This window comes from Lysinibacillus sp. NPDC096418, from assembly GCF_044762775.1.
GTDB lineage: Bacteria > Bacillota > Bacilli > Bacillales_A > Planococcaceae > Lysinibacillus.
Window position 1 is genome coordinate 72,331 of the sequence record NZ_JBIWEY010000003.1, and the last position, 26,612, is coordinate 98,942.

Genomic DNA, 26,612 nt, shown 5'->3' on the forward strand with positions numbered 1-26,612 from the left:
CGCAACGACAATATGAAAATTGCTACGAAATTTTTAGGTGAGGTAGAAATATCAATCGAGGATATTTTAACTTTCTCAGAAGGTATACCAGGTTTTTCAGATGTTACAAAGTTTGTCTTGTTACCACTTGATCAGGATTTGCCGCTTGCGCTATTACAAGCAACTGAAAACGCAGACCTCGGCTTCATAGTCGCGTACCCATTTGTCTTCAAACCAGATTATGCATTCGATCTTTCAACAGAAGATAGCGAAGCACTCATTGCAGAACGAGAAGAAGATCTTGTTACATATGCCATCGTGACATTAAAAGAAAAGTTAAGTGATTCTACAATGAACCTACTGGCACCAGTTGTCATCAATATGAAGAAAAAAGTAGGTAAGCAGCTTGTGCTAAGTGACAGCAAGGCATATCCATTACGCTATTCGTTAAGTGCACTTGAAGGAAGTGTTAAATAATGCTCGTACTTTCAAGAAAAAAGAATGAATCTATTATGATCGGTGACCATATAGAAGTGAAAATTTTATCTGTTGATGGCGATCAAGTGAAGCTAGGCATCGTAGCTCCAAAATTAGTAACGGTCCACCGTTCAGAAGTGTTCGAGGCGATTCAAGAGCAAAATAAGGAAGCTTTAAATGTAACGTCAAACCTCTTTGAACAATTAAAGAAAATGTAATGTTTGTGAATACACCTATCATCTTTTTTGAGTGGTAGGTGTTTTTTTGAGGGCTATTTTATTCGCTTCTCCTAGAAAAAATAGGGAAATGGTTAAGGTGAATATTGCAACGGTTATTACAAGGGGGATTCATACTTGTTGCTTGAAATATTAGATCAAATCAGAGTAGGAGCTATTTTTAAAAAATATAAAAAAAATTCGATAAAAACTATTAAACATTCCGTCAAAGGTACGATATAGATAGTGTAAGGCAGAGGAAGTACATAATACGACCAAAGCCTACAGCATTCCACAAGGATGTGGAATGACAAAAAACATTCAAGGAGGAATTCCAAATGAGAATTCAACATAACATTTCAGCTTTAAACACACACCGTAACCTTACTTTCAACAACACGCAATCTTCTAAAAACCTTGAGAAATTATCTTCAGGTTACAAAGTAAACCGTGCTGGCGATGACGCTGCTGGTTTAGCAATCTCTGAAAAAATGCGCGGACAAATCCGTGGTCTTGATATGGCTACGAAAAACGCTCAAGATTCAATCTCTTTAATCCAAACTGCTGAGGGTGCTCTTAACGAAACACACGCAATTTTACAACGTATGCGTGAATTAGCAGTACAATCTGCGAATGATACAAACGTAAATGCAGACCGTGGAGCATTACAAAAAGAAGTTGATGCATTAGCTTCAGAAATTACACGTATTGCAAAAAATACGGAGTTCAACACTCAAACTTTATTAGCAGGTGGATTTACTGATAAAGTATTCCACATCGGTGCTAACGAAAAGCAATCAATTAAACTTAGTATCACTAATATGGATGCCGCTACATTACTAGGTGGTGCTACTGTAGATATTAGTACACAGGGTGCTGCGGATTCAGGAATCACTGCAATCAACAAAGCATTATCATCAGTATCAACTCAACGTTCTGCACTAGGTGCGGTTCAAAACCGTTTAGAACACACAATTAACAACTTAGGTGCAACTTCTGAAAACTTAACAGCTGCAGAATCACGTATCCGTGATACTGACATGGCAAAAGAGATGATGGGCTTCACGAAGAACAACATCTTAACACAAGCGGCTCAATCTATGCTAGCGCAAGCTAACCAACAGCCACAAGGCGTATTACAATTATTACAATAATTTTTAGTCGGAAAACGGTCTCCTATTAGGGGACCGTTTTTCTTTTTGAATAAAGTTAATTTCATGGAAGCGTAGCCGATAATATATGTGAGAGAGGTGTCAGTATGGATGTACGTATAGAAAGAGAAATTTCTAAAATAGGGATTGAAACAGTCAAAGTAAATGACCTATATTTGCATAGTAAATACAATCCATTAAATGAGGCTGAGAGATTTCTTGGCAATGAATATAAACCACATCATTTACATATTGTTTTTGGCTACGGATTAGGGTATATCGTTGAAACATTAATTGAGAAAATGCATTTTAATGAACCGATATTAGTTTTAGACCCGCTAGTAGACGATCAACAATTACATATTGTAAGTACTACATATAAAAGGCTATACAATGCAAATTTAAATAATATTGCTGATGTAGTGAGTATGATTGATCAGCTATCGTCTTATAGTACGAATGTACATGTTATTACTTCAATAAATTATGATAAACTATTTCCTCGACAGCTGAAAAATGTTTTGGAACTAGTTAAAAATAATCATTTTAAACAAGGGTCTAATATGGCAACAGCGAAGCACTTTGCGAATTCATGGCAACGAAATTTATTATTAAATACACAAAATATAAAAAATGATGCTTCTTTGGAATCCTTAAAAGAAATATATAATACTCCTGTTGTTATTGCTTCAGGTGGACCTTCATTAACAAAGCAATTAAAATTATTAAAAGAGAACCGTGAACGAGTAATTTTAATTTGCGCCGGCTCAACAATTAACGCATTACTTGCCAATGATATTATGCCAGATTATATTGTTTCAGTTGATGGTGGCGAGCCAAATGCACAACATTTTGAGGAGCTAAAGTTTAATAAAGATGTGAGTTTAATATACGGTCCGACGAATCATAATAATGTGCGAAAATCTTTTGAAGGCAATTGCTATGGTTTTATTCCTTCTGTAAAGCCACAATATCAACAATATTTTAAAAAGCGATTTTCTAAAAGTCTTCCCCTTATAGATGGCGGTGGTTCTGTCGCGCACTATGCCCTGTCAATAGCAAAGTATATTACCACTGGGCCCATTGCTTTAATTGGACAAGATTTAGCATTAACGAACGATCAATCTCATGCAAGTGGTGTAAAAGGAAATCACAATACTACAAAACTGTCAGAGGATAAAAAGTTCTATGTAGAAGGGTACTATGGTGAACAAGTAGTTACTACTCAAACATTAAGAATCATGTTAAATTCATATAATGAGCCGCCATTACTAGATACCGAACGTAGAAATATCTGGAATTGTACTGAGGGTGGGGCGAAAATCCAGAGCATTTCACAACTACCATTTGCTGAGTTTATTAAACAGTTTCTAAATGAAACAGTAGTTAAAGTTGAGCAAGTAGAAAATAAAAATCTGGCAAATAATTTAGATGAATTTTTACAAAAAGAAATTGAAAATTATATTAAAATTTTAAAATTGCTGAACAAAGGCATTCAGGTCATTGAAAAATCAGTAGGACAAAAATTAACTAAAGATGAGCTGAACAGAATCGGTAAAATTGAAAAAGAAGTTAATAGTTTATATAAAAAATATTGCATGGAAACATTATTAGAGCCTATTTTTGATCGATGCAGTCATGAGTATTTACCGAAAGTGAATGAAACTGAACTTGAATCAAATATACGTGCAAAGAAATATGCGTTAGATTTGTATACATCTAGTGTCAAGCAAATTGAACAATTTATTGAACAACTTAATTTAAAGGGGAATGACTAAAGTGACAGAGAAAATTGATTTAAATGAATTAAAGGAAGACTATAATTCATATATAAAAAGAGTTCAACAAGGTACGCTAAAGATTGCTGAGGATTTTAGACAAAAAGATATTAAAAACGGTCTGGGGAGTATCACAGATTTTGCAGAGGGAATGGATTGGATCATTGCTGTAAATAAACATTTTAGTTTGAATGATATACCTACTTCTTTTGATGAAAAGAAAATTATTGGCTTTTTAGAAGAAATTAATGAAGCTTTGTCAGTACAAGATTATTTTTTAGTGGCAGATTTATTTGAATATGAAATAGCAGGGTATTTTGCAGAAATTCCAGATGTAATAATAAAAAACTAATAAAGAGGTTTCGTCATGAAAGATAAAGTTGTATTAGTAACAGGTGGTACGGGCTCCTTTGGCAAAAAGTTTATCCAAAAAGCACTGACACTTGGTGTGAAAAAAATCATCGTTTTTAGCCGAGATGAATTAAAACAATATGAAATGAAACAGGATTTCCAAGATGAACGAATCCGATTCTTCATTGGAGATGTACGAGATAAGGACCGTTTATACCGTGCCTTTGATGATGTAGATATTGTTATTCATGCAGCAGCAATGAAGCATGTCGATGCGTGTGAATATAATCCGTTTGAGGCAGTGAAAACGAATATTCATGGCGCACAAAATATTATTGAAGCAGCGATTGATCGTGGTGTGGAAAAGGTCATAGCTCTATCAACGGATAAGGCATGTAGTCCAGTAAATTTATACGGTGCGACAAAATTAGCTTCAGATAAATTGTTTGTAGCAGCTAATGCTTATGTAGGTGAAAAGAAAACACGTTTTTCGGTAGTACGTTATGGAAATGTAGTTGGAAGTCGTGGTAGTGTCGTTCCATTCTTTAAGAAGATCAAAGAGACAGGTACAGTGCCAGTAACCGATGAACGAATGACACGTTTTTGGATTACTTTAGATCATGGTGTACAGTTTGTACTTGATAACTTAGAGCGTATGCAAGGTGGCGAAATTTTCGTACCAAAGATTCCGAGTATGAAGGTAACAGACTTGGCTAAAGCAATTGCACCTGAATGTAAGATCGAAATCATTGGTATTCGTCCGGGAGAGAAGCTGCATGAAGCAATGATTATGGAAGACGATGCTAGACATACTGTAGAATATGATTCGTACTATGCAATTCTTCCAGAACTTTCATGGTGGACACAAGAAAAAAATGTTGAAGGCAATTCGCTTCCAGATGGATTTGCTTATACAAGTGATAATAATACCGATTGGTTAACAATTGAACAATTAAAAGATTTAGTAGAAGAAATGTAGTCATTGACTGCATTTTTTCTGTAAAGGGAGAGTTTTTATGCGTGAAGACTATTTACCGTATGGTAAGCAGTGGTTAGAAGAAGATGATATTGAAGCAGTTGTAAATATTTTAAAAAGCGATTACTTAACAACAGGTCCAACGATTGCTAGCTTTGAACAAGAGGTAGCTAATTACGTAGATGCTAAATATGCAGTTGCCTTTTCAAATGGCACAGCGGCACTTCACGGGGCATGTTTTGCTGCTGGTATCTCTGAGGGCGATGAAGTGATTACAACACCGATTACATTTGCAGCTAGTGCTAACTGTATACGTTACGAGGGTGGAATAGTTGTTTTTGCGGATATTAATGAAGATACATATAATATAGATCCTATAGAAATTGAAAAAAATATCACACCGCGAACAAAGGCAATCATTCCTGTGCATTTTACAGGACAGCCTGTACAGTTAGATGAAATCCAGGCTATCGCAAAGAAGCACAACCTAATTGTTATTGAAGATGCTGCACATGCGCTAGGTGCTGAGTATAAAGGACGTAAAATTGGTGCCTTAAGTGATATGACGATGTTTAGCTTTCACCCTGTAAAACACGTTACAACAGGTGAGGGTGGCGTTATCACAACTAACAGTGAATACTATTATAAAAAGCTATTACAATTCCGTTCACACGGTATTACGAGAGACGCAGAAAGTATGACTCAAAATGATGGTCCTTGGTACTATGATATGCAATTTTTAGGCTATAATTATCGAATGACGGACATTCAGGCAGCGTTGGGAATAAGTCAGATGAGCAAGCTCGATCGTTTTGTTGAGCGTCGTCGCGAAATTGTACAAATGTACGATGAAGCATTTAAATATAATGAATTTTTAGTAACACCGAAGCAACTTTTAGATTGTCATTCAAGCTGGCATTTATATGTTATTCAATTAAATGTTGAAAAGCTTAATGCGACTCGTAAGGAAGTATTTGAAGCATTATTGGCGCAAAATATTGGTGTTAATGTACATTATATACCAGTGCATACATTGTCATATTATAAGAAACTAGGTTATAAAGAAGGCTCAATGCCAAAAGCAGAAGCGTTATATGAAACAATGATTACTTTGCCACTATTCCCGAAAATGACGAATAGCGATGTGAATGATGTGATTGCAGCAGTAATAGGTGAGCTTGAGAAGGTGAGTAAATGAGAGTTGTAGCAATTATACAAGCAAGAATGGGTTCAACGCGTTTACCTGGTAAGATATTGAAAGAAGTAAACGGACGCTCCTTGCTTTCATATCAACTAGAGAGATTAAAAGGTAGTAAGTTCATTGATGAAATTGTCGTTGCTACGACAACAGAAGAACAAGATGATAAAATAGTTACTTTTTGTGAGCAACAAGGTGTGTCTTATCATAGAGGCTCTGAAACGGATGTATTGGCAAGATACTTTGAATCTGCAGTAAAGTTCAATGCAGATGCTATTGTAAGAATTACTTCAGACTGCCCTATTATTGATGTACAAGTAGTTGATACAACGATCCAGTATTTTCTAGAATCTGGTCATTATGATTATATCTCTAATACAGTAGAGCGTACATATCCAAGAGGTTTAGATACTGAAATTTTCACATATGTTGCTTTAGAAAAAGCACATAAAGAAGCATTATTAGAGCGGGACCGTGAGCATGTAACTGCCTATTTCTATACAAATCAAGATGTTTTTAAAGTTAGCCATGTAAAGAATAATACGGATTACAGTAAATATCGATGGACTGTTGACACATTAGAAGATTTTGAATTGATTAAAAATATTATTGAAGCTCTATATGCTAAAAAACCACAATTCACCTTACAGGATACGGTAAATATAATGGAAGAAAATCAGGAATGGTTTAATATTAATGCGCATATTGAACAAAAGAAATTATAAGGTGATTGTATGAATGTTTTTATCAGAGTGGATGCTTCTATGGAAATTGGAATAGGACATGTAATGAGATGTCTTACTTTATCTGAAGAGTTAAAAAGAAGAGGATTTAAGGTAGTAATTATTAGTGCTGTGCTGGAAGAGGATTTAATACAACTTATAAAAAATAAAGGAATAGACATTTATTTTATTACTAACACTACTTTTAAATTAGACTATGAACAAACTAGACATGTACTTACCAATTTTATTAATCAGTTAAATATTTTAATTGTTGATAGTTACAAATTAGATATTCAATGGGAAACACTAATTAAACGTCATGTGGATTTATTAATTTGTATTGATGATGAACCAAGATTGCATAATGTGGATTTGTTAATTGATAATAATTATAAAGCCGAATCAATTAATTTCTATAAAGAAAATATGCTAAGAACGGAAAAATTATTAGGTAGCCCTTATATAATACTAAGGTCAGAGTTTACAAAACATCATAAGCAAAATATGATGAGAGATTCTTTAATTCATATTTTTTTTGGAGGAACTGATAACAATAATAATACTTTCCTGTATAGTAACAAGATTCTTGAATGTATAGCCGAGGTTAAAGTTCATGTAGTGGTTAGCAACTCTTTTGTTTATGAAGAGACATTAAAGAAACTTAAAACTCACTATGGTGAAAGATTTAATTATAGTGTAGCCCCTGGAAATATGGCTAAAATTATGAGTAATTGTACGATTGCGATAGGTGCGCCTGGAACGACTACCTGGGAGAGGATGGCCATAGGTTTACCTTGTGCTTACTTAGCTACAAATAGTAATCAAATTCCTATACTGCAAAAAATTCAAAGTGATAAACTGGGCATTTATTTGGGGGAAGTCAATAGAGAAACGGTTTTGGAACAGGTGCTAATGTTTTCAGAGTTTTTGAATAATATAGTTTTGCAAAATGAAATAGTTCAGAATGGTAAAAATTTGATTGATGGACAAGGTAGTAAACGTATTGCTGATGTGATTATTAAAAAGTTGGAAAGGAGAAATTAACTTGAGCAAAGTGATTGTCAGAAAACAAGAACCTAGCGAATATAGAAACACAATTAATTGGTTGAATAATAAATCAATTCAAAGAAACTTTGGCTTTACAAGAGAAATTATTTTAGAAGAACATGTTGATTGGCTTCAAAAACGAGCGAATATTGAGGTTTTAAGTATATTATATTGTAATCTACACGTTGGTAATATTGTGTTGGATTTTAATGAACGTCATGAGTCAGTATTTTTACAAATTTATATTGGGGATTCGAGTTGTCGAGGTAAAGGAATCGGTGGAGTTGCTATGAATATAGTATTAAAATATATATTCGAGGAAAAACAAAAGAATCGACTTCACCTAAAAGTTTTTGAGGATAACGTTCCAGCAATTGCTTTATATGAAAAGTTAGGATTTATTAAAGAAGGTATTGAGCGAGAATCACATAAAATGGATGGGGTTTTTCGTAATCAATTACTGTACTCTATGTTAAGTAGAGAATGGAAGGGAGAATCCTAATATGAAATGCGCCATTATGCAGCCGACATATCTACCATGGTTAGGTTATTTTAAAATGATGAATCAAGTAGATACATTTGTGTTCCTAGATGATATTCAATTTGCGAAGAGATCTTGGCAACAACGCAACAAAATCGCGTTACATAATCAAGAAAAAATATTAACGATTCCTTGTATTACTAAAGGTCTAAGGCATCAAAAAATTAATGAAGTTTATATGGATTTAAGTACAAATTGGAAGTCCCAACATCACAAAACAATTGAGCAAGCTTATCGTAATTATCCATATTTTTCAGAGTTAGAATATATCCTTGAATTTTATAATGAGCCGACAAATAAGCTTTCAGAATTTACAATAGCATTGATAAAGGAAACTGCTAAGAATGCTAATATAACTCCAGAGTTCATTTTAAGCAGTGAATTAAAAGCTAATGGAAGTAAGTCAGCGTATTTGCTTAATATTTGCAATGAATTGGGTGCAACTGAGTATGTCAGTGCTGCTGGCTCTAAACAATATATTGAAGATGAGGCACTCTTTGCCCAATCAGATATATTTGTTACTTATGAACAAAGTGAACCATTTATCTATAAGCAATTTAACGAAAAACCTACAATTCCCTATTTATCATTCATAGATTATATTGCGAATCAGGGATTCTTAAAAATGGAGGAGATATTATAATGAAAATTAAGTATTTAACTGATGCTTGTATTGTAATTGAACATGAAGGAAAGAAATTATTATGCGACCCATGGCTGAGTGAAAGTATTTGTTATGGGGGGCTATATCACTATCCTCCAATTGATATAGATATTAATGATTATCTAGATGTAGATTGTATTTATATTTCTCATATTCATGAAGATCATTTAGATTCGGAAACACTAAAGCATTTCTCTAAGGAGATTCCGATTGTCATACATAGTTATGAAGAAAAACATGTGTTTAATCGTTTGAAAGGTATGGGTTTTATAAATATTTATGAACTTAAGCATAAAACGAAATTTGAAGTAGCTCCTAAGTTTACAATTGAAGTTTTAGCAGCAGATAATTGTGATCCAGCTATTTGCTTTAAGTTTTTTGGTTGCCAAGTATCACAACTGTATGAGCATTCCTTACAAATTGATTCAATGGCAGTTATTCAAGGAGGAGATTATGTTGTAGTTAATACGAATGATTGTCCTTATGAGTTATCTCATACTATGAATCCATATATTTTAGAACAATATAAAAAAGTCGATTTCCTTATGACAAGTTATAATGCGGCTAGTCCATATCCACAATCATTTGATAACTTTACTGATGACGAAAAGTTAGTTGAGAAAGAGAAAGTTCGTCAAAAGTGCCTAGATCGAGCAGTTAGTTATTGTAAAGATTTACAACCAAAGTATGTACTTCCGTTTGCTGCTCAAATGGTACTTGGAGGAGAAAATGTTGATTTAAATGCTTATCGAGCAGTAACACCATTAGAGAATGTGAAAGCAGAGTTAGGTTTAAAATTAATTCAAAAAAATATTAATACGATTATTGTACAACTAAACTCTGAAGATTTTTTTGATTTGTCCACAGGAGAAGAATCGGAGGATTTTAAGCCTTTAACTGATGCAGAACGGAATGTTTACTATAATGATATTTTAAGGAAAAAGGAGTATTTATTTCTTCAAAAAAAATACTTTGTTTCATTTGAAGAAAGACATAGCCTTATTGATGAATTGAAAATTGCTCAATCAAGAATGAACTATAAAATGAAAGAAGTATATTATGATTTGAAGATAAATACTACTATTTATCTCGATGTGGGGCAAGATTTTTTATATGAAATTCCATTAGACGGTAGAGAGGTAAGTGTGGTTAAGGATGGGGATTTTAAGGAACCGTATCTAAAACTGACATTAGAGTATTCATTGTTGAAAATGATTTTGAATCGACAAGCACATTGGAATAATGCAGAGCTAGGTGGATTTATTACTTATTATAGAAAGCCCAATATATTTGATAGAGCAGTTCATCATGTTATTTCGTATTTACATACCTAGGAGGCGTTTTCGTTGAATTGTAATGGTGAAATTATTGTTGGAAAAAACGGTAATGAAATTATAGAGTGTAATATCTGTGGGTTTAAACATGTTTATCCCTATCCAAAAAATGAATCAATAGCAAAACTGTATACCGAAGAGTATTATGAAAAAGCACAACCAGAATATATAAAAAAAGTAGAAGAAGATAAGGTCTGGTGGCTAGAAGTCTATCAAGAAAGAATAAAACAAATTTCAAATTATGTTGAAAATAAACAAAAAGTAAATGTTTTAGATATCGGATCTGGAACAGGTTATTTTTTATTAGCTGCGAAAGAAGAAGGTTGGATTGAAACAGGTGTTGAACCTTCTATACAAGCTTATAATTACAGTAAAAATCAGGCATTAAATGTACACAATGAGTTTTTCTCAGAAGAATTAATTCAGGAGCTCCCTCTATATGATGTTATTCATATGAATCATGTATTGGAGCATGTTCCACATCCACAAACAATGTTAAAACTTATTTGGAATCAATTAAAACCAGGGGGTATTTTTTGTGTTGCTGTACCGAATGACTTTAATCCATTTCAAAACATGTTAGTAAAAGATCACAATTATGAACCTTGGTGGGTAAGCCCATTAGAACATGTTAATTATTTTGATTTCAAAAGTTTAACAGTTTTATTAGGGAATAATGGATTTGAAGTTATAGATCAGTATACTAGTTTTCCAATGGAATTATTTTTACTCATGGGAGATAAATTTGTTGGTAATTCGGAATTAGGAAGGGAATGCCATTTTAAAAGAAAGACATTTGAAATGAGCTTATTAAAAGAAAATAATATAGAAGTTAAACAAAATTTATATAAGGCATTTGCAAGTTCAGGTTTAGGGAGAGATGTTATCTTGTTTGCTAGAAAACCTAAGGTATAGCTTTGAAAGCAAATAATTCAAGTAAATATGAATTCAATACTGATGCAATAGAAAGTGCTAAAGATACGAATATACTATACTTATGTAGTACCCGTGCCGTAAGGTCAAATATTTAGATGAGATAGTAGCAGTTATATTTTCACTACCATAAGATTATGCAAAATGGTGTGAGAATTAATATAGAATTTAGAGCTGGTGTTATAGAAAAACATAAAAATTCACAAAGTTATATTAGTAAAATTAACAGAAAGTGAAATTTTGGATTTTTTGAATGGAGTAGAAAATGATGAAAATTGGACAATACGAAATAGGACCTCATACAAAGCCGTTTATAATTGCAGAAATGTCGGGTAACCATAATCAATCTCTTGAACGTGCATTAGAAATAGTTGAAGTTGCAGCGAAAACAGGTGCACATGCTTTGAAAATTCAAACGTATAGAGCGAATACAATAACATTAGATGTAGATACACCGGATTTTATAATAAAAGATGAAGAAAACCTATGGAAAGGTAGAAAACTTCATGATTTGTATGATGAGGCACATACTCCTTGGGAATGGCATAAACCTATTTTTGATCGTGCAAAAGAATTAGGGATGATTGCCTTTAGTACCCCATTTGATGAAACAGCGGTTGATTTTTTAGAGGAATTAGATGTACCTTTATATAAAATTGCTTCTTTTGAAAATACAGACTTACCACTTATTAAAAAAGTAGCATCTACAGGTAAGCCGATGATTGTATCGGCGGGTATGGCGACATTAGCAGAATTAGATGAATTAGTTCGAACTGCAAAGGAAGCAGGATGTAAAGACCTAGTGTTATTAAAATGTACAAGTACATATCCAGCTACGCCAGAAAACACAAATATCTTGACAATTCCACATATGAAACAACTATTTGATGATGTACAAATTGGGTTATCGGATCATACTATGGGAATTGGTGTAGCGGTAGCAAGTGTTGCATTAGGGGCAACAGTCATTGAAAAACATTTCACACTAAATCGTGCTGATGGTGGTGTCGATTCAGCCTTTTCAATGGAGCCAGCTGAAATGAAGGCACTTGTTGAAGAGACAGAGAGTGCTTGGTTAGCATTGGGGAAAGTGACTTATGGTCCAACAGAGAAAGAAAAAGCGTCTTTAAAATTCCGCCGTTCCATTTATGTATCAAAAGATATAAAAGCGGGTGAGGAATTTACAAAAGATAATATTAAAATTGTTCGGCCTGGGTATGGTCTGGAACCCAAATACTATGATTTACTTTTGGGGAAGAAGTCAAAAGACAAACTGAAAAAAGGACAACCACTAAGTTTTGATAAAATATGGTGAGGTTATAGTAAGAGAATAGATGTTTACTATCCTTGCTTGAGTGTCTTTATTTTTCTTCTAAAAAGAAAAAAATAAAACCAGAAAGTGTCATTAAATTTTTATGCGAAGCTAGTGTATTTATATAAATCTATTTTTAGAAGAGAGTAGGGAAAAAATGAGACCTATACTAATCCCAGAATATTTGAGTGACTTTAGTTGTATCGGTGGTGCTTGTGAGGATACTTGCTGTGCTGGATGGAATGTCACAATAGATAAAAAAACATACCAAGACTATCGTAAAGTAAAGCATCCAGAGATGGCGGGAAGACTACAAAAATATGCAAAACGAAATCGGAAAAGTAACGATGAATCGAATTACGCTAAATTTATTTTAGATGAAAATAAAAATTGCAACATGATTTTAGAAGATGGACTTTGTAGTATACATAAGGAGTTAGGGGAAGAATTTTTATGTAATACTTGTGCCATTTATCCAAGAAACTTGACACAGGTAGGTGATGTTACAGAAAAAAGTTTAACATTGTCTTGTCCTGAAGCCGCAAGAGTTGTTCTATTACGTGAAGAAGGTTTAGGGTTTATAGAGACAGAGGAACCTAAAAATACTCGCGGATTAATGAATAAAGTTCTCGGGTTAGAAAAATATCCACATTTTTGGGATCTACGCATTTTTACTATTCAGCTTATGCAAAATCGACGACACTCCATTGAAATTCGTTTAATTATTTTAGGATTATTTATTCAAAAAATTGAGCAGCTGAAGCCAAGTGAACTAGAGCAGGAATTACCTGTCATAATGCAGGATTATTTGAGTCGTTTAGATAATCAAGAATTCATCGCATCGTTAAAGCAAATAAAAGGAAACTTAAATTTCCAGTTGAATTTAGCAAAAGAATTAATTAGATATCGCATATCTAATGGAGGTGTTTCGAAAAAGTATATAGGAGTTTTTCAATCATTTATAGAAGGTTTGGGCTTTGAAGAAAATATAGTTAACGAACTGCAAGCTATGGAAGAATCGATTTTAAAGTATAAAGAATCATATTGTAATTTTTATAAACCATTTATGCAAGATCAAGAATATATGCTTGAAAATTATATTGTGAATTATGTTTTTAAAAACTTATTTCCATATGACTATAACTCATTGTTTGAAAGTTATGTGATGCTTGTCATTCATTTCAATCTTATTAAATTACATATAGTTGGTATTGCAGCAAAGGAACAGAAGTTAACAAAAGAAATGGTGGTAAACTGTGTTCAACAGCTCGCAAAGGAGATAGAACATAACACCGTATATTTAAAAGGTGTACGAGAAGGAATGGAATCGTCGGGCTATACAACAATGGGGCATATGTTTGTCCTAATTAAAAATTAATTTTGAGAATTTCAGTTTTCCCTTGAACCTTTAAAGAAAAACTGAAATTCTTTTTTTTTTGTCCGATATTACTAATAGTAACGCTTGTATAAGATTCAAGGAGGATGGAAAGCATGCGTATTTCAGGAAATGTAGATATGGATTCAGTTCGTGTAAGTAAACCTATTACTAATAGTGTACCTACACCTGAAAAAGCAGTGAAGCAAGGAAGCGAAACTGCTGAAAAACAGAAGATAGATGCAACAGCAACAATGCAAACACAACCGGCTGATAATAGCGAAGAAACAAAGGAAAAAGTTCAAGAGGCAGTCAATAAGATGAACGAAATGCTAGAAGTGAATCATAGTGCTTCGAAATTTATGTATCATGAAGGCTTAGAACGCTATTATGTAACGGTAGTAAATCGTGACACAGAGGAAGTCGTGAAAGAAATCCCACCGAGAAAGCTTTTAGATGCCTTTTATGAAATGCAAAAAATGCTCGGTATGATTGTTGATGAAAAAATATAAAATGGTTTAAAACAAGGAGGAAACTGATATGGTAATGAGAATTGGCGGTTTAGCGTCAGGTATGGATATTGATGCTTTAGTAGAAAAGTTAATGAAGGCAGAACGTATGCCTTTAGATAGAACGTTCCAAAAAAAGCAAACGTTTGAATGGCAGCGTGATGCATATCGTAGTGTGAATTCAAAGTTAAAAACTTTTGATACTTTTTTATTCGATAAAATGATTTTGTCAGGTAAGATGAATCAAAAGTCAGCCACATCATCCAATGAGCAATTAGTTTCAGTCAAAGGGACACCAGGTGCGTCTGGTAACATTTCTATTGGCGGTGTATCTCAATTAGCATCAGCTGCTCAGTCAGTGGGTAGACAGACCGAATTTACGGGGAATTCAAAGTTAAGTGAGCTTCAGGTAGGCTCGTCGTCAATTTCTATTAGGGCGATTGGTCCAGATGGTCGATTAGCTGAGAATCCGACAGAAATTTCTTTTTCTGGTGATATGACAGTTAACGATTTAGTGAAAGAAATCAACAATAGTGGTGCAGGAGTTACAGCTATTTTTGAAGGTGGTAAGTTATCGGTTTCAGCTAAAAATACGGGGAGCGAAAAAAGTGGCCAAGGTGAAATCCTTGTAACAGGAGGTATGGATGTATTTGGTAAGCTGGGCTTTGATGATCCAAAGTATGCAAGTGGAAAATTGGCATCTGATGGTAAAAATGCGATGTTTGAGGTAAATGGTATTCAAACAGAGCGCTCTTCAAATACATTTACAATTTCAGGGTATGAACTAACTTTAAAAGAGACATTTAATGCAGGGAACATAGCGATAAAGCAACTAGAAGCAGCTAAGAAAGAGCTCACGAATGCAGAAGCGGCACAAGTGGGTTTACAGGCAGCTTATGATGCTGCTAAAAATCATTACTTCGCTGGTGGGACAGAAAGCCCATTCAAAACAGCATACGATACAGCGTATCAAACACGTTTTAAAAAACCGGATTTAACAGATTTTCAGCAAGGCATCTATAATGACTTTGGTGCAAAAGATGAGCTTGCTAAATTAACAAATGATGATATCACAACGATTAAAACAAAAACCCTTGAGGAATTAAAAGCGGATACACGATTTAAAAATTTTAAGGAAGCTGATTTAGCTCGACTTAAAGATAATCCAAATGATATTGAAAAATTACGTGACCGTGCAGTTGTCGATGCGGATGAGCGTCTTTATAAAACATTGGATAAAGAACTACTTGCGAATGATGATGCTGTAGTGTTTTTAAAAGGCATGGAAGGTAAATCAGAAGCAGAGATTACAAAAGCTGTTAATGATATGCCAGATACATCACCGTTAAAAAAGACGTTACAGTCAGTTGATGCTAAACAACTTAAATTGATGGCGGATAATGGAGCTAAGCTTGAAAGTTTTCGTGATGTTGCGAATGCACAAGTAACATATGTAACCGAAAAAGCAGCTTATGAAGCGACAGAGAATGCATTTAAGGCTGGGGAAATACGTGTAAGCGACGCAAAGCAGGCGGTGAAAAATGCGGAGGAAGTAGCAAATAGCAATCCAAGTACGGGGACTGTAGCGCCAGTTACAATGAAAGCTTCTTCTGACACAAAGGCAGCAATGGAGCAAATTAAAGAGTTCGTTGCAAAATACAACGAAATGATTGAAGACTTTAATAAGCAGTTAAAAGAAACCAAATACCGTGACTATGCACCATTAACAAAAGAACAGCGTGAAGACATGTCTGAATACGAGCAAAAAATTTGGGATGAAAAAGCAAAAAGTGGCTTATTACGTAGCGATTCACAAATTCGTGAGGGTATGGCAAATATGCGCTTAAGCTTTATGGGTTCTGTGGGAGGTCTTGGCGACAAACTAATGGATTCATTGGCTGAAATAGGTATTACTACAACCAATGATATGACAAAAAGCGGCCAGCTTGTTATTGATGATACAAAGCTTGAAGCAGCATTAGCAAAAGACCCAGATCAAGTCCATCAACTATTTGCACAAAGTGGTGAAGTGAAAAAGACAACAGACGGAAATGGTAACGTTGTAACAGAGGATACTCGCGGTATTGCATGGCGCTTACGTGATGCAATGAAAGATTTGACTAAAAATATTGAGAAAAAAGCGGGTAAAGATGGTGCAGTCAATAATACATTTGGTCTGGGCTTGAAAATTAATGAGACGGATGACCGCATTACAAAGTTACAAGCAAAATTAAAAAATATTGAAGCTCGCTACTGGAAGCAGTTCACTGCTATGGAGCAAGCGATTAATAAAGCAAATTCGCAATCAAGTATGTTTATGCAACAATAGGTAAGATTAGGAGAATTCTATGCAACTAACAGATCAACTATTGCAGATTTCGGCCAACCTTTATAAAACTTTAGGTGAAATTCCTAAAAGTGAAGATCGTGATGAATTCATTGAAACTATTAATGGCATGTTAGACAAGCGAGGGATTTTTGTTGAGAATTTGCAACAAGAAGGTTTTACCTTTGACGCTCAGAATCGGGTTCATTGCACCTTATTAGATTTAGATAATGGGATTAAGGAGCGACTATCTTCTGTCATGAACATGGTGAAGAAAGATATGGCAAATTTGCAAAAAACGAAGAAAAATGAAGAACAATATTCTAATCCGTATTCGAGTGTTCGTGTAATGGATGGAATGTATTACGATAAAAAGAAATAATTTGTATTTATTTATTCGCCTTTGTGAGTAAAATCAATTAAACTAGTAGTTAATAAGTAATCCTTAAAAGGGAGTGTCTTGTATTGACAGCACAAACATCCGCTTACAATGCGTATAAACAAAATAGTGTAACAACAGCTTCACCTGGGGAACTAACACTCATGCTTTATAATGGTTGTCTGAAGTTTTTAAATAAAGCGAAAGTAGCTATTCAAGATAAAAATGTACAAGAAAAGAACGTAAATCTCCAGAAATCACAAGCGATTATTGCTGAGCTTATGTCGACATTAAATATGGATATTGAGATTTCTAAACAAATGTTACCTTTATATGAATATATGAACCATCGACTTGTAGAGGCAAATATTCAAAACGATATTGAGATCATCGAGGAAATTGAGGGTTTAGTGACAGAATTTCGCGATACATGGAAGGAAGTTCTTCGCATTAATCGCCAGCAACAGTATGGTAGCGGAAATCAAGTACACGTATAAAATCGTATTTTAGACAAATCATCTTGTTATTAACAAGATGATTTTCTTTTATAGAATTTAGTTGTAAATACCTATGTAGAGGTATTGTAAAATAGGTATTTTTACTTTTTTATTTTAAAAAGTGATTGGGTATTATTATGGTTGGAAGGTAATCTGAGATTAGAACATAAAGGCTTAATATTGTTTCACAAATTTGCATAAATTAAGCACAAAATGTTCATAAAAACTGTTACTTCCTGCTCTCGTGTATGATTTTCTTTTTATGGATAATAGTATATAAGTAAGGAAAAAGGGAATGAATACGGGGGTGTAGTTTATGTTTTTCAAACGATCAGAAGGGTTTCGCTATAAATTTGAAGAACCGCTACAAACAACATTTACAATTGTTGAGAATGGGAATGCAGATGAAACTGAAGCTGCAATTGGCGAAATACTGGATATTAGCCCTAGAGGAGTAAAAATGTACTCAACTGTGGATCTTAATGCTGGCAAGGCGATATGCCCTCAGTTGGAAGTGCGATTTGTTATTGATTCACAAACAATTGTGGCGTATGGGGAAGTCATGTGGAGCCGCCCTTATATGAAAGGGAAGCAATATGGTGTTTTCTTCAATAATCAAGAGCCACTTGAAGATTTAATTGTCGAGGAATTAAAACTTCGTCGGAAAAAGGAAATTATGGCGGAAAAAAGTCTGAAAAGTAATGCATAAATTTAAAAAAAGTTTGTTTTGCTAGAAGGATTTCGCACATTAGTGTTGAAATATATAGTATAGGTAGTTATAGAAGGAGGAGTTTACATGCTAAACTTTAACATTCGCGGTGAAAACATTGAGGTAACTCCAGCAATTCGAGAATATGTAGAGAACAAAATCGAAAAAGTAGAGCGTTATTTTAATGAAGACGTTAACGCAAATGCCAATGTAAATTTAAGAATTTATAATGATAAACAAACAAAAGTAGAAGTAACTATTCCGATGAAAAATTTGACGCTTCGTGCAGAAGAACGTCATAATGATATGTACGCTGCAGTGGACTTAATAGTCGATAAATTAGAACGTCAAATTCGTAAACATAAAACAAAAGTAAATCGTAAATTCCGTGAGCGTGAAGGCGTAGGTCAATATTTTGCGACAACACAGGCTGCGGGAGATACAGCTACAGAAGAAGAAGAATACGCAATTGTGCGTACCAAGCAATTTGATTTAAAACCAATGGATCAGGAAGAAGCTGTTCTACAAATGAATATGTTAGGACATGACTTCTACATCTTCACTGATGCCGATTCAAATGGTACGAACATCGTTTACAAACGAAGCGATGGAAAATACGGATTAATTGAAACAACTTAATATGCATATATAGCTCCCGCCAATGCGGGAGTTTTTTTATTAGAGGGGACAGTTTGCATGAAGTTGTTAGACAATGGTAAAATGGAAGTTGAGACTATATAGGAAGTGAAAAAAATTCATGGCAAACCTATTAAATAAATTATTCGATTTCAACAAACGTGAGTTAAAACGATTAGAAAAAATCGCTGACCAGGTAGAAGCGCTTGCTTCACAGATGGAACAGCTTTCAGATGAGCAATTACAAGCAAAAACAGAAGAATTTAAAAAGCGCTATGCAGATGGCGAAAAATTAGATTCCATTAGACCAGAAGCATTTGCGGTCAGCCGAGAAGCATCAAGACGTGTGCTTGAGATGTATCCATTCCGTGTGCAAATTATGGGTGCCGCTTCATTAGATGAAGGTAATATTTCAGAGATGAAAACGGGTGAAGGTAAAACGCTAACGTCTACAATGGCGGTTTATTTAAACGCGATTACTGGTAAGGGTGTACACGTTGTTACAGTCAATGAATACCTTGCTGGACGTGACGCTGAGGAAATGGGGCAACTTTATAATTTCTTAGGGTTAACAGTAGGATTAAACTTAAACAGCCTATCGAAAGAAGAAAAAAGAGTTGCCTATGATGCGGATATTACGTACAGTACAAACAATGAATTAGGGTTTGACTACTTACGTGATAATATGGTGCTGTATAAAGAAGAACGTGTACAACGTCCTTTGCACTATGCCGTAATCGATGAGGTGGACTCAATCTTAATCGATGAGGCGCGTACGCCGTTAATTATTTCGGGTCAGGCTGGAAAATCAGCACAGCTGTACAAGCAGTCAAATGCATTTGTGCGTATGCTAAGTGCTGAAACGGACTATACGTATGAAGAATCGACAAAGGGTGTTACATTAACAGATAACGGTGTCGAAAAAGCTGAAAAAGCATTCGGGATTGATAACTTATTTGATTTGACACATGTACGTTTAAACCATGCGATTAATCAGTCTTTAAAGGCGCATGTCAGTATGCATAACGATGTCGATTATGTTGTACAAGACGGCGAAATCGTGATTGTAGATGGGTTCACTGGACGTTTAATGAAAGGACGCCGTTATTCTGATGGTCTTCACCAAGCTATTGAGGCTAAAGAAGGCGTTGAGATTCAAAACGAATCGATGACAATGGCTACGATTACGTTCCAAAACTACTTCCGTATGTATGAAAAGCTTGCCGGTATGACAGGTACAGCGAAAACTGAGGAAGAAGAGTTCCGCAATATTTACAATATGAATGTTATTGCGATTCCGACGAATAAGCCGATTGCACGTGATGACCGTCCGGATTTAATTTTCGCTTCAATGGAAGGGAAATATAAAGCGGTGGCTGCAGATATCGCAGAGCGTCATAGGACAGGACAACCAGTACTTGTGGGTACAGTTGCGATTGAGACGTCGGAAATTATTTCGAATTTATTAAATAAACATAAAATCCCACATAACGTATTAAATGCGAAAAACCATGAGCGTGAGGCTGAAATTATCGCAAATGCTGGTGAAAAAGGAGCGGTAACGATTGCCACAAACATGGCTGGTCGTGGTACCGATATTAAACCAGGTGAAGGTGTATTAGAAATCGGCGGTCTAGCGGTTATTGGTACAGAGCGTCATGAATCTCGCCGTATCGATAATCAGTTACGTGGTCGTTCTGGTCGACAAGGGAACCCAGGGGTAACGCAGTTCTATTTATCTCTTGAAGATGAATTAATGCGTCGCTTTGGTTCGGATAATATGAAGTCAATGATGATGAAGCTTGGTATGGACGATTCACAGCCACTTCAATCGAAAGTTGTATCGAAAGCTGTAGAATCAGCTCAAAAACGAGTTGAGGGGAATAACTTCGATGCACGTAAACGATTATTACAATATGACGATGTATTACGTCAACAACGTGAAATCATATACAAAGAGCGTTATGAAGTGATTGAAACGGAAAATATGCGTGTGCTTGTTGAGTCGATGATTGCACAGTCAATTGATAATGTTGTTGCTCTTTACACACAAGGTGAGCAAAGCGAGTGGAATCTCAAAGCAATTGAAGATTATGTCGCTGCAAACCTACTAGATGAGGGCGTTGTGAAGACAGCTGATTTACAAGGTAAGTCGGTAGAGGAAATTACGAAGGTGATTTCAGATGCTGTCACTAGACGTTATGATGAAAAAGAAGAGCAATTGACACCAGAACGTATGCGTGAGTTCGAAAAAGTTATTTTACTTCGCTCAATCGATACGAAATGGATTGACCATATCGATGCAATGGATCAATTACGTCAAGGTATTCACCTTCGTGCCTACGGTCAAAATGATCCGCTTCGTGAATATCAACAAGAAGGTTTTGCGATGTTCGAAGATATGGTGGCATCTATCCGTGAAGACGTTGCGAAATATGCAATGAAAGCAGAAATCCACAGCAACCTAGAACGTGAAGAAGTTGCAAAAGGACAGGCTGTGAATCCTAAAGAGGATGGCGCACCTGCACCTAAAAAGCAACCAGTTCGTAAGGCTGAGAATATTGGTCGAAATGACTTATGTCCATGTGGTAGCGGTAAGAAATTCAAAAACTGTCACGGTACAGCTCAATAAATGTCTTAATTGATTCTAGCAGATTGTTTCAACGTTATGTTGGAGCAGTCTGTTTTTGATGATAAAGAAGTTGTAAGGTTGATGTCGATATTTTTGTAAAGTTGGGCGATAAATTAAGGAACTCCTACGATAAATTTAAAAGTTTGACCGATAAAACTAAAAAGTAATCTGATAATCGGTTCTTTGTCTGAATATGTACTTGACTCAAAAGAAAACTACAAAATGTTGGCACATGAAACGGAAGGCGGCGACTCCTTGGGGATTAGCGAACAGCTTGAGACCCGCAGGAGTGTAAGCGACGTAGAGGCTCAAGGTTGGCCCCCAGGAAAGCGTCCGCCTGTAGTGGAATGTGTCGTCAAGTACAGACTTTGCTGTAGAGCTCGATAATCATTTGAAGGATTAGAAAAATTAAATCGTGCATGAACTTTTATATTTGCAAAAAATAGTGTAATTGAAAAAAGTATGTTTTCTATAATAAAAAAGATATAATAAAGTGATACGGGTTATATTTTTAAGAAATCCATTAAATATGTTCGGGGGATTTATACATGATTGAATTATCAGATGTACGTAATGCGTTAGACACTACAGCCAAGAAATTGGTGGACTTCAGGGGGTCTCTTTGACTTAGAAAACAAAGAGGCACGTATTCAAGAATTAGATGAAATGATGCTAGAGCCAGGCTTTTGGGATGATCAACAAGGAGCACAAGTGGTAATCAATGAAGGTAATGGCTTAAAGGCAATCGTGAATGAGTATAAAGAGTTAGTGGATACGCATGAAAATTTAGATATGACATTGGAGTTATTACGTGAAGAGCCAGATGAAGATTTGCAAGAAGAGCTTGGGAATGAGTTAGTAGAATTTAAACAAAAAATCGCTGATTTTGAGTTACAACTACTACTAAGTGGTCCTTATGACCAAAACAATGCGATTTTAGAGTTACACCCAGGTGCGGGTGGTACTGAGTCACAGGACTGGGGTTCGATGCTATTACGTATGTATACTCGTTGGGCTGAAAAACGCGGTTTTAAAGTAGAGACTGTGGATTATCTTCCAGGCGATGAAGCGGGCATTAAGTCAGTTACATTATCGATTAAAGGTCATAATGCATACGGTTATTTGCAAGCTGAAAAGGGTGTACACCGTTTAGTACGTATATCACCTTTCGATTCTTCAGGTCGTCGTCATACGTCGTTCGTGTCTTGTGATGTTATGCCAGAATTTGATGATAATATCGAAGTAGATATTCGTACAGAGGATTTAAAAATTGATACGTACCGTGCAACTGGAGCTGGTGGTCAGCATATTAATACGACGGATTCGGCTGTTCGTATTACGCATATTCCAACAGGGACAGTAGTGCAGTGTCAGGCAGAACGTTCACAAATTAAAAACCGTGAAAAAGCGATGACGATGTTAAAGGGTAAATTATATCAATTAGAAATAGATAAACAACAAGCACAGCTCGATGAAATTCGTGGTGAGCAAAAAGAAATTGGTTGGGGTTCACAAATTCGTTCTTACGTCTTCCACCCTTACTCAATGGTAAAAGATCATCGTACAAATGAAGAGACAGGGAATGTTAGTGCAGTAATGGATGGCGACGTTGATCCATTCATCAATGCTTACTTACGTTCACGTATTGGATAATAGATTAGCCTCAGGAGTAAATGAATTCCTGAGGCTTTTGTTTACTTAAATTTTTGAAATGGAGAGTGGTGCGTTAACTTTTCTCGTTCTTCTACATAGTGTTTATAGAGCATCGAAGCGTTGACAAATTGCTTACTGATAGATGCATATTTGACAGGAAGTTCGATTCGTACACCATTAATTAATGTTAGCAGACTACCAGATTCACTAGGTGTGATATTTTTAATAGCATGTAGTCCAATCCAAATATTATGTTCAGAGTTTGGTGAATAGGTTGGTAGAAATATACAAGGGAGTCCGAAATCGTAAGCAACGACAATTGGTAATTTGTGTTGGTTGCCAAAGAATCTTTTTGCTGAATTTTTAGCTGCTTCATAAGTTGTACCGAGAGAAAGGCAGGATTTTCGAATAACATGCATAGGCTTTCGTGTCACAATTAATTCATTGTGCTTATCGATAACACATGTGAAAATTTTTGATTCGTGTTTAACTGGCTGCAATAAATACGTATTAAATGACATGAGATAAGCATTAACATATTTGTTTGACATAGCGTTTCCTCCTTATTTCTGAATGTAATACTAAGGATAATGCTAAAATGTAAAATTAGGTAATGGCTTATTTAGCGAATTTACTAAGAAAATTCATCAAATAATGTAGGGTTATTCGGCTAATATGTTCAGAAAATTCGATAAATGGTATGTTTTCGGTTAATTGTACATTGCATTTTTATTTCAATTTTCTTATAATTTAAGAAAGGATCGAGGTGAGATCGTTGGATAAATATTATTCGTACACAGATTTTTTGAGAGCTGTCAGTCAGTCGAAAAAGGTTAATGAGGCAGAAAAATTATTGAACGAGATTTATTTAGATTTATTTTTAAATCGTATCCAGCGTACGTATCGCGAAGAACAACTGACTGTTCTGATAGATAAGGCACTCGACGAAAGGGATGAACACGCTTTTCATCTTTATGCAAGCGAACTTGAGATGTTACACCAAGTTGCGAGTGAATAATATGACAAACCCGCTCTTCTGGAATAGGAGAGCGGGTTTTTTCTTTATATTGGATATGTTGAGGAAAGACTTAGTTTGTCGTAGAAGTGATCTGAAATGGCGAAGGGATAATTATTCTTTCAATCAATCGAAACGTACGTTCGTTAAATGTTCGATATTTTAATACTGCTATGCTAGAATAAATGTATGAGTTAACCGGAAAGGATGGGAAAAGGTGGAGCAATTTGATTTACAATCATCGTATCAGCCTAATGGTGATCAGCCTAAAGCAATTGCAGAACTTGTTGCGGGTGTTAACGCTGGAAAACGTCATCAAACTTTACTTGGTGCGACAGGTACTGGTAAAACTTTTACGATATCAAATGTAATTCAGCAGGTGAAAAAGCCAACACTGATCATGGCACATAACAAAACACTTGCGGGTCAACTATATAGCGAGTTTAAAGAGTTTTTCCCGAATAATGCAGTTGAATATTTTGTTAGTTACTATGATTACTTCCAACCAGAAGCTTACGTACCGCAAACAGATACGTATATCGAAAAGGATTCGAGTATCAATGATGAAATTGATAAACTGCGCCACTCTGCAACATCCGCCCTTTTTGAGCGTGAGGATGTAATTGTTATTGCTTCTGTTTCTTGTATTTATGGTTTAGGTTCGCCAGAGGAATATCGAGAAATGGTCGTATCGATTCGTACGGGCATGGAAATTGAGCGTAATCAATTACTACGAAAACTAGTGGATGTACAGTACGAGCGAAATGATGTGAATTTCACCCGAGGGACATTTCGTGTTCGAGGAGATGTTGTAGAAATATTCCCAGCTTCACGTGATGAACACTGTATTCGCATTGAGTTTTTCGGTGATGAGGTCGATCGCATTCGTGAGGTTAATGCGTTAACAGGTGAGATTTTAGCAGAACGTGATCACGTAGCAATCTTCCCAGCATCTCACTTCGTTACCCGCGAAGAGAAAATGCTAAAAGCTATTGAAAATATTGAAAAAGAATTAGAAGAACGACTTGCTTTACTACGTTCGGAAGATAAGTTATTAGAGGCACAACGCTTAGAGCAACGCACACGCTATGATTTAGAAATGATGCGAGAGATGGGCTTTTGTTCAGGGATTGAAAACTATTCACGGCATTTAACATTGCGTGAAGCAGGTGCCACTCCCTATACATTATTCGATTATTTCCCTGATGATTTTTTACTTGTAGTGGATGAAAGTCATGTAACGCTGCCACAAGTACGAGGTATGTACAATGGTGACCAGGCGCGTAAAGGTGTCCTTGTGGAGCATGGCTTCCGTTTGCCATCAGCACTGGATAACCGACCATTGCGTTTTGAGGAATATGAAAAACGTATCCATCAGGCGATATACGTGTCAGCGACGCCAGGTCCATATGAACTAGAGCATACACCTGAAATGGTCGAGCAAATTATTCGTCCAACAGGTTTACTAGATCCGATTATTGATGTACGTCCAATTGAAGGTCAAATTGATGATTTAATTGATGAGATTCAAGAGCGTATTACACGTAATGAGCGTGTACTTGTAACGACATTAACGAAAAAAATGTCAGAAGATTTAAGTGCATACTTGAAGGAAATGGGCTTAAAAGTGGAATACTTACATTCAGAGATTAAAACATTGGAACGTATTGAGATTATTCGAGAGCTTCGTAAAGGTACGTATGATGTGTTAATTGGTATCAATTTATTGCGAGAAGGGCTTGATATTCCAGAAGTGTCACTGGTGGCGATTTTAGATGCGGATAAGGAAGGGTTCCTGCGTTCTGAACGTTCACTGATTCAAACGATTGGACGAGCAGCGCGTAATTCGAATGGGCGTGTCATTATGTACGCTGATAAGATGACTGATTCGATGAAAAAAGCGATTGATGAAACGAAGCGTCGTCGTATGTTGCAAATGGCATATAACGAGGAACATGGTATTACGCCTACAACAATTGTCAAGAAGATTCCAGATATTATTCGTGCTACACAAGTGGCGGAGGAAGATGAATCTTACGTGACAAAAGCGACAAAAGGTAAGAAATTAACAAAGGCAGAGAAGGAGAAATTACTTGCTTCTCTTGAAATAGAAATGAAGGAAGCAGCGAAGGCACTTGACTTTGAACGTGCAGCTGAACTTCGCGATACTATCTTTGAATTGAAGGCAGAAGGGTGATTT

26 protein-coding genes are annotated in these 26,612 nt (G+C 35.4%); 25 read left to right on the top strand and 1 reads right to left on the bottom strand.

The annotated features are described in order from the left end of the window. Positions 1–12: 12 nt before the first annotated feature. From fliW to prfB, 23 genes are all read left to right on the top strand, one after another. A complete protein-coding gene (gene fliW, locus ACIQZG_RS04655) occupies positions 13–456 on the top strand; it encodes a flagellar assembly protein FliW (RefSeq protein WP_402754002.1) in 444 nt (147 codons plus the stop codon). Then, positions 456–674, top strand: a complete 219-nt coding sequence (gene csrA / locus ACIQZG_RS04660; protein WP_402754003.1) for a carbon storage regulator CsrA — start codon at positions 456–458, stop codon at positions 672–674. The genes fliW and csrA overlap by 1 nt, the downstream gene beginning before the upstream one ends. A 335-nt stretch (positions 675–1,009) precedes the next feature. Continuing rightward, positions 1,010–1,825, top strand: a complete 816-nt coding sequence (locus ACIQZG_RS04665) for a flagellin N-terminal helical domain-containing protein (RefSeq protein ID WP_402754004.1) — start codon at positions 1,010–1,012, stop codon at positions 1,823–1,825. A 104-nt stretch (positions 1,826–1,929) separates the two neighbouring features. Continuing rightward, the gene (locus tag ACIQZG_RS04670) at positions 1,930–3,600 is read left to right on the top strand and encodes a motility associated factor glycosyltransferase family protein (protein WP_402754005.1); all 1,671 of its coding nucleotides are present in this window, start codon (positions 1,930–1,932) and stop codon (positions 3,598–3,600) included. 1 nt (position 3,601) lies between these two features. Next, positions 3,602–3,952: a hypothetical protein gene (locus tag ACIQZG_RS04675; RefSeq protein ID WP_402754006.1), complete on the top strand. Its 351-nt coding sequence runs from the start codon at positions 3,602–3,604 to the stop codon at positions 3,950–3,952. 15 nt (positions 3,953–3,967) lie between these two features. Beyond that, positions 3,968–4,930 (top strand): UDP-N-acetylglucosamine 4,6-dehydratase (inverting), encoded by a 963-nt coding sequence (gene pseB, locus ACIQZG_RS04680; RefSeq protein ID WP_402754007.1) that lies wholly within the window; start codon positions 3,968–3,970, stop codon positions 4,928–4,930. A 37-nt stretch (positions 4,931–4,967) separates the two neighbouring features. Then, entirely contained in the window at positions 4,968–6,125 is a 1,158-nt protein-coding gene (pseC, locus tag ACIQZG_RS04685) for a UDP-4-amino-4,6-dideoxy-N-acetyl-beta-L-altrosamine transaminase (protein ID WP_402754008.1), read from the top strand. After that, positions 6,122–6,850: a cytidylyltransferase domain-containing protein gene (locus ACIQZG_RS04690; RefSeq protein WP_402754009.1), complete on the top strand. Its 729-nt coding sequence runs from the start codon at positions 6,122–6,124 to the stop codon at positions 6,848–6,850. The genes pseC and ACIQZG_RS04690 overlap by 4 nt, the downstream gene beginning before the upstream one ends. 9 nt (positions 6,851–6,859) lie before the next feature. After that, entirely contained in the window at positions 6,860–7,894 is a 1,035-nt protein-coding gene (gene pseG, locus ACIQZG_RS04695) for a UDP-2,4-diacetamido-2,4,6-trideoxy-beta-L-altropyranose hydrolase (RefSeq protein ID WP_402754010.1), read from the top strand. A gap of 10 nt (positions 7,895–7,904) precedes the next feature. Beyond that, on the top strand, positions 7,905–8,399 hold the full coding sequence (locus ACIQZG_RS04700; protein ID WP_402754183.1) for a GNAT family N-acetyltransferase: 495 nt from the start codon (positions 7,905–7,907) through the stop codon (positions 8,397–8,399). A 1-nt stretch (position 8,400) separates the two neighbouring features. Then, positions 8,401–9,081, top strand: coding sequence for a WbqC family protein (locus ACIQZG_RS04705; RefSeq protein WP_402754011.1), 681 nt, complete (start codon positions 8,401–8,403; stop codon positions 9,079–9,081). Next, positions 9,081–10,436, top strand: a complete 1,356-nt coding sequence (locus tag ACIQZG_RS04710) for an MBL fold metallo-hydrolase (RefSeq protein WP_402754012.1) — start codon at positions 9,081–9,083, stop codon at positions 10,434–10,436. The genes ACIQZG_RS04705 and ACIQZG_RS04710 overlap by 1 nt, the downstream gene beginning before the upstream one ends. Positions 10,437–10,448: 12 nt before the next feature. Then, positions 10,449–11,351 carry a class I SAM-dependent methyltransferase gene (locus ACIQZG_RS04715; protein ID WP_402754013.1) on the top strand — a complete coding sequence of 301 codons (903 nt, stop codon included), beginning with the start codon at positions 10,449–10,451 and terminating at the stop codon, positions 11,349–11,351. A 286-nt stretch (positions 11,352–11,637) separates the two neighbouring features. Beyond that, positions 11,638–12,684, top strand: a complete 1,047-nt coding sequence (gene pseI / locus ACIQZG_RS04720; RefSeq protein WP_402754014.1) for a pseudaminic acid synthase — start codon at positions 11,638–11,640, stop codon at positions 12,682–12,684. Positions 12,685–12,838: 154 nt separating this feature from the next. Beyond that, the gene (gene fliB / locus ACIQZG_RS04725) at positions 12,839–14,059 is read left to right on the top strand and encodes a flagellin lysine-N-methylase (protein WP_402754015.1); all 1,221 of its coding nucleotides are present in this window, start codon (positions 12,839–12,841) and stop codon (positions 14,057–14,059) included. 113 nt (positions 14,060–14,172) lie between these two features. Next, positions 14,173–14,568, top strand: a complete 396-nt coding sequence (locus ACIQZG_RS04730) for a flagellar protein FlaG (protein WP_402754016.1) — start codon at positions 14,173–14,175, stop codon at positions 14,566–14,568. Positions 14,569–14,596: 28 nt separating this feature from the next. Beyond that, positions 14,597–16,894, top strand: coding sequence for a flagellar filament capping protein FliD (gene fliD, locus ACIQZG_RS04735; RefSeq protein WP_402754017.1), 2,298 nt, complete (start codon positions 14,597–14,599; stop codon positions 16,892–16,894). Between the two features lie 19 nt (positions 16,895–16,913). Then, positions 16,914–17,273 carry a flagellar protein FliT gene (gene fliT, locus ACIQZG_RS04740; protein WP_402754018.1) on the top strand — a complete coding sequence of 120 codons (360 nt, stop codon included), beginning with the start codon at positions 16,914–16,916 and terminating at the stop codon, positions 17,271–17,273. Between the two features lie 83 nt (positions 17,274–17,356). After that, a complete protein-coding gene (gene fliS, locus ACIQZG_RS04745; protein WP_402754019.1) occupies positions 17,357–17,767 on the top strand; it encodes a flagellar export chaperone FliS in 411 nt (136 codons plus the stop codon). A 316-nt stretch (positions 17,768–18,083) separates the two neighbouring features. After that, on the top strand, positions 18,084–18,476 hold the full coding sequence (locus tag ACIQZG_RS04750) for a PilZ domain-containing protein (protein ID WP_402754020.1): 393 nt from the start codon (positions 18,084–18,086) through the stop codon (positions 18,474–18,476). Between the two features lie 87 nt (positions 18,477–18,563). Further along, positions 18,564–19,115 carry a ribosome hibernation-promoting factor, HPF/YfiA family gene (gene hpf / locus ACIQZG_RS04755; protein ID WP_402754021.1) on the top strand — a complete coding sequence of 184 codons (552 nt, stop codon included), beginning with the start codon at positions 18,564–18,566 and terminating at the stop codon, positions 19,113–19,115. A 118-nt stretch (positions 19,116–19,233) separates the two neighbouring features. Continuing rightward, complete coding sequence (gene secA, locus ACIQZG_RS04760) at positions 19,234–21,744, top strand: preprotein translocase subunit SecA (RefSeq protein ID WP_402754022.1); 2,511 nt, start codon at positions 19,234–19,236, stop codon at positions 21,742–21,744. 551 nt (positions 21,745–22,295) lie between these two features. Next, positions 22,296–23,397, top strand: a protein-coding gene (gene prfB / locus ACIQZG_RS04765) for a peptide chain release factor 2 (protein ID WP_402754184.1) whose coding sequence is annotated in 2 segments (ribosomal slippage) — positions 22,296–22,367 and positions 22,369–23,397 — 1,101 coding nt in all. Because the reading frame shifts where the segments join, the coding sequence is not laid out codon by codon here. Positions 23,398–23,438: 41 nt separating this feature from the next. Here the strand turns inward: prfB and ACIQZG_RS04770 are convergent. Further along, positions 23,439–23,948 (bottom strand): competence protein ComK, encoded by a 510-nt coding sequence (locus tag ACIQZG_RS04770; protein WP_402754023.1) that lies wholly within the window; start codon positions 23,946–23,948, stop codon positions 23,439–23,441. Between the two features lie 224 nt (positions 23,949–24,172). Here ACIQZG_RS04770 and ACIQZG_RS04775 point away from each other — a divergent pair, with 224 nt between their 5' ends. Both ACIQZG_RS04775 and uvrB read left to right on the top strand, forming a co-directional pair. Continuing rightward, positions 24,173–24,415: an IDEAL domain-containing protein gene (locus ACIQZG_RS04775; protein WP_402754185.1), complete on the top strand. Its 243-nt coding sequence runs from the start codon at positions 24,173–24,175 to the stop codon at positions 24,413–24,415. A 214-nt stretch (positions 24,416–24,629) separates the two neighbouring features. Then, positions 24,630–26,609: an excinuclease ABC subunit UvrB gene (gene uvrB / locus ACIQZG_RS04780; protein WP_402754024.1), complete on the top strand. Its 1,980-nt coding sequence runs from the start codon at positions 24,630–24,632 to the stop codon at positions 26,607–26,609. Positions 26,610–26,612: the final 3 nt, after the last annotated feature.

Bases quoted from the DNA above. Each gene is read 5' to 3' on its own strand.
- fliW (WP_402754002.1), top strand. From the start codon at position 13: ATGAAAATTGCTACGAAATTTTTAGGTGAGGTAGAAATATCAATCGAG.
- csrA (WP_402754003.1), top strand. From the start codon at position 456: ATGCTCGTACTTTCAAGAAAAAAGAATGAATCTATTATGATCGGTGAC.
- ACIQZG_RS04665 (WP_402754004.1), top strand. From the start codon at position 1,010: ATGAGAATTCAACATAACATTTCAGCTTTAAACACACACCGTAACCTT.
- ACIQZG_RS04670 (WP_402754005.1), top strand. From the start codon at position 1,930: ATGGATGTACGTATAGAAAGAGAAATTTCTAAAATAGGGATTGAAACA.
- pseB (WP_402754007.1), top strand. From the start codon at position 3,968: ATGAAAGATAAAGTTGTATTAGTAACAGGTGGTACGGGCTCCTTTGGC.
- pseC (WP_402754008.1), top strand. From the start codon at position 4,968: ATGCGTGAAGACTATTTACCGTATGGTAAGCAGTGGTTAGAAGAAGAT.
- ACIQZG_RS04690 (WP_402754009.1), top strand. From the start codon at position 6,122: ATGAGAGTTGTAGCAATTATACAAGCAAGAATGGGTTCAACGCGTTTA.
- pseG (WP_402754010.1), top strand. From the start codon at position 6,860: ATGAATGTTTTTATCAGAGTGGATGCTTCTATGGAAATTGGAATAGGA.
- ACIQZG_RS04705 (WP_402754011.1), top strand. From the start codon at position 8,401: ATGAAATGCGCCATTATGCAGCCGACATATCTACCATGGTTAGGTTAT.
- ACIQZG_RS04710 (WP_402754012.1), top strand. From the start codon at position 9,081: ATGAAAATTAAGTATTTAACTGATGCTTGTATTGTAATTGAACATGAA.
- pseI (WP_402754014.1), top strand. From the start codon at position 11,638: ATGAAAATTGGACAATACGAAATAGGACCTCATACAAAGCCGTTTATA.
- fliB (WP_402754015.1), top strand. From the start codon at position 12,839: ATGAGACCTATACTAATCCCAGAATATTTGAGTGACTTTAGTTGTATC.
- ACIQZG_RS04730 (WP_402754016.1), top strand. From the start codon at position 14,173: ATGCGTATTTCAGGAAATGTAGATATGGATTCAGTTCGTGTAAGTAAA.
- fliD (WP_402754017.1), top strand. From the start codon at position 14,597: ATGGTAATGAGAATTGGCGGTTTAGCGTCAGGTATGGATATTGATGCT.
- fliT (WP_402754018.1), top strand. From the start codon at position 16,914: ATGCAACTAACAGATCAACTATTGCAGATTTCGGCCAACCTTTATAAA.
- ACIQZG_RS04750 (WP_402754020.1), top strand. From the start codon at position 18,084: ATGTTTTTCAAACGATCAGAAGGGTTTCGCTATAAATTTGAAGAACCG.
- hpf (WP_402754021.1), top strand. From the start codon at position 18,564: ATGCTAAACTTTAACATTCGCGGTGAAAACATTGAGGTAACTCCAGCA.
- secA (WP_402754022.1), top strand. From the start codon at position 19,234: ATGGCAAACCTATTAAATAAATTATTCGATTTCAACAAACGTGAGTTA.
- ACIQZG_RS04770 (WP_402754023.1), bottom strand. From the start codon at position 23,948: ATGTCAAACAAATATGTTAATGCTTATCTCATGTCATTTAATACGTAT.